This is a genomic window from Mesorhizobium sp. M7A.F.Ca.MR.362.00.0.0, from assembly GCF_004023175.1.
Taxonomy (GTDB): Bacteria; Pseudomonadota; Alphaproteobacteria; order Rhizobiales; family Rhizobiaceae; genus Mesorhizobium.
In genome coordinates, this window is record NZ_RZTF01000219.1 from 3,540 (window position 1) to 7,370 (window position 3,831).

Sequence of the window (3,831 nt, forward strand, 5' to 3'; positions counted from 1 at the left end):
GCACATGAGCGAACCGCGATGCGACATGTCGGCAAAGCGGAACCCGCCATTGCCATAGGCTTCGATCGGCGCGCGGCCCGGAAAATGCGCCTCGCGGATGACGATGCCTTTGCCGGTCACCGCTATACCCCTTCGGGGCGGCGCGTCAGGTCGCGACCGCCTTGCCGCCATTGACCGGCTTCTCCTCGTCGGCCGAAGCCTGCGGCCTCAGCTTGAACAGGATCAGCAGCGGTGCGGCGATGAAGATGGACGAATAAGTGCCGAAGACGACGCCGAACAGCATGGCCATCGTAAACGAGCGGATCACCTCGCCGCCGAACAGCACCAGCGCCAGCAGCGCCAGGATCGTCGTCACCGAAGTCAGCGTCGTTCTCGACAGCGTCTCGTTGATGGCGTTGTTCAACAGCTGCGGCAGCGGCATGCGCTTGTATTTTCGCAAATCCTCTCGAACACGGTCATAGACCACGATCGTATCGTTCAGCGAATAGCCGATGATCGTCAGGATCGCCGCCAGCGATGACTGGTTGAACTCCAGTCCGGTGATGACGAAGAAGCCGAGCGTCATGACCACATCGTGCACCGTCGCCACGATGGCGCCGACCGCGAACTGCCATTCGAAGCGGAACCAGACATAGACCAGGATGCCAAGCAGCGCGATCAGCATGGCGATCGTGCCTTGCTTGGCAAGCTCGCCAGAAACGGTCGGTCCGACCACTTCGACGCGGCGGAAATCGTAATTGTCCTGCAGCTCGCCGCGAACCTTGTCGATGACGGTCTGCTCGGCATTCTCGCCACCATCCTGCGTCCCGACGCGGATCAGCACGTCGTTCGGCGTACCGAACTGCTGCACCTGAACTTCGCCGATGTTGAGCTCGGTCAGCCGCGCACGGAGGTCGGCGAGGTCGGCATTGCCGCTCTTGGCCTGCACCTCGATCAGCGAACCGCCCTTGAAGTCGATGCCGTAATTGATGCCAACGGTCATGAACAGCACCACCGACAGGATCGACAGTGCGCTGGAGAGCGTAAAGGTCCAGCGACGGATGCCCATGAAGGGGATCTTGGTGCCGGGTGGAACGAAAGTCACCGGCGCCTTCGGCAATTCCTTCGGGCGAGCCCGGCGCAGCCAGATCGAGACCAGCAGGCGGGTGAAGGTGAAGGCGGTGAAGACCGTGGTCAGGATGCCGATGGCGTAGGTGATGGCAAAGCCCTTCACCGGCCCGGTACCGAGATAGAACAGCACCACGGTGGCGATCAGCGAAGTGATGTTGGAATCGACGATGGTCGCCAGCGCCTTGGTGAAACCGGTATCGATCGCCTGGATCACAGAGCGGCCGGCGCGTCGCTCCTCGCGAATACGTTCATAGATCAGCACGTTGGAATCGACCGCCATGCCGATGGTCAGTACGATACCGGCGATACCAGGCAAGGTCAGCGTAGCGCCAAGCAGCGAGAGCACGCCGACGATCATCGCCACGTGCACCGCCAGCGCGATGTTGGCGAGGAAGCCGAGGAAGCCGTAGGCGACGAACATGAAGGCGACGACGAGGATAGAACCGATGATGCCGGCGACCTTGCCGGCATGGATCGAATCCTGGCCAAGGCCCGGACCAACGGTGCGTTCTTCGATCACCGTCAGCGTCGCGGGCAACGCACCGGCGCGCAGCAGCACCGCAAGGTCGTTGGCGCTTTGGGCAGTGAAATTGCCGGAAATCTGGCCGGTGCCGCCGAGGATCGGCTCGCGGATCTGCGGCGCCGAAATCACCTGATTGTCGAGGATAATGGCGAACAGCTTGCCGACATTCTGCGCCGTGGCCTGACCGAAGCGCGCCGCTCCTTTCGAATCGAAGCGGAACGACACCACCGGCTCGTTGTTCTGCGAATTGTATGTCGCCTGTGCGTCAACGAGGTTTTCGCCCGAGACGATGACGCGATTTTCGATCAGATACGGAACCGGCGGATCGTCCTGCGAATACAGCACCGATGACCCGGCGGGCGGACGGCCATTGAGCGCGTCCTGCACCGGCATCGACTGGTCGACCATCTGGAAGGTCAGCTTGGCGGTCTGGCCGAGGATTTCTTTCAGTCTCTGCGGGTCCTGAAGACCCGGCACCTGGACAAGGATACGGTCGTCGCCCTGCCGCTGCACGATCGGTTCGGTGGTGCCGAGTTCGTTGACGCGGCGTTCGACCACCTCGATCGACTGCGTCAGCGCGGTCGACGTGCGGTATTTGATGCCGGCGTCGGTGACGTTGAACTTGAGCAGGCCGGGCTCGGAATCGTCGAGCGTCATTTCCTGGACGGAGCCGCCGGTGAACAGGCCGGCAGCGACCGGATCGGTCAGCGTCTTCAGCGCCGTCTTGGCGGCATCGATCTGGGCGGGATCGGTGATGCGGACCTGCAGGGTCCGCCCCGTGCCGGCAAGGCCGGTATAGCCGATCTTGGCGTCGCGTAGCAGCGTGCGGATTTCATCGCGCGTCGTCTCCAGCCGATCCTTGATCAGATCGTTCTGGTTCATTTCCAGCAGGATGTGCGAACCACCCTGTAGGTCGAGGCCGAGCGTCATCTGCCGCTTCGGCACCCAGCTGGGCAGTTGCGCCAGCGTGCTGGCGGAGAACAGGTTGGGCGCGGCGAGGATCACTGTGATGGCCACGGCCACCCAGATCAGGATCATCTTGAAGCGCGAAAAATACAGCATATGGCGTCGTCCGTCAGAGCGTGTCCGCGGATCGCTCCGCCTAAAATTGGATTATTTCTTGGCGTTCTGGTTGGCCACCGGCTCGCCCTTGACGCGCACATCGGCGATCGTCGAGCGCAGCGCCGTCACCTTCAAGCCGTTACCGAGGTCGATCTCGAGCTCGTTGTCGTCGATCACCTTGGTCACCTTGCCGACGAAGCCGCCGCCGGTGACGACCGTGTCGCCGCGACGAACCGCGGCCAGCATCTCGCCGCGCTTCTTCAGCTGCGTGCGCTGCGGCCTGATGATCAGAAAATACATGATCACGAAAATCAGGACAAACGGCAAAATGCTGATGAACATGTCGGGAGAAGCGCCGACGCCTTGGGCGTATGCCGGTGTCACGAACATCGAGGTACTCCTGATTTTTGAAAACAGCCGCCAATTTGGCGGCCCTTGAAATTTGGCCGGAATATAGTCGGTAAAGTTGTCAATGCAACTGCGCGGCCGGCCAAATCGGCTGCTTTTACGGCCTGTTGAGCCGTGTTAGAGCAGGATCGCGAAAAGCGGGAGCCGGTTTTCTCAGACAAACGGAAACCGTTTGCCAGAGATCACGCTCGAAGAAAAGGTTGCCACCGGTTTTGGATCAGAGGGAATCGGGCACGTTCACGCTCCCAAATGTCGAAACCGCGAAACAAAAGACAGACATGACCGACAGCAGCATTGAAGCCCTGAACCAGAAACTCGACCGGCTGATCGAGGCGGTGAGCCGCCTCGCCCCGCCGCCGGTGCCCGAAACCGACCTCGGCGAGGCCGATTGCTTCGTCTGGCAGGCCGATCCGGGCTATCTGGAACCGGTGCGCAGGGTTAACCGCGTCGACATCGGCCTGATCCGTGGCGTCGACCGTGTCCGCGACATCCTTGTCGACAACACCGAACGCTTCGCCGCCGGGTATCCAGCCAACAATGTGTTGTTGTGGGGCGCACGCGGCATGGGCAAATCGTCGCTGGTCAAGGCCGTGCATGCCGAGATCAACGCCAAGACCAAGTCCGACCTGCCGCTGAAGCTGATCGAAATCCACCGCGAGGACATCGACACGCTGCCGAAGCTGATGGGCCTGCTCAAGGCGGCCCCCTTCCGCTTCATCCTGTTTTGC

General features: G+C 61.6%; 3 protein-coding genes. 1 reads left to right on the top strand and 2 read right to left on the bottom strand.

Features of this window, described 5'->3' with window-relative positions:
• Positions 1-145: 145 nt before the first annotated feature.
• Together secDF and yajC are read right to left on the bottom strand one after the other, a co-directional pair.
• Positions 146-2,695, bottom strand: a complete 2,550-nt coding sequence (secDF, locus tag EOC06_RS23470; RefSeq protein WP_127273192.1) for a protein translocase subunit SecDF — start codon at positions 2,693-2,695, stop codon at positions 146-148.
• Between the two features lie 51 nt (positions 2,696-2,746).
• Complete coding sequence (gene yajC / locus EOC06_RS23475) at positions 2,747-3,085, bottom strand: preprotein translocase subunit YajC (RefSeq protein ID WP_127270542.1); 339 nt, start codon at positions 3,083-3,085, stop codon at positions 2,747-2,749.
• Positions 3,086-3,381: 296 nt separating this feature from the next.
• Between yajC and EOC06_RS43315 the strand changes: the two genes are divergently transcribed.
• Positions 3,382-3,831, top strand: a 450-nt coding sequence (locus EOC06_RS43315; RefSeq protein ID WP_245469962.1) for a DUF815 domain-containing protein, incomplete at its 3' end; no start/stop codon positions are given.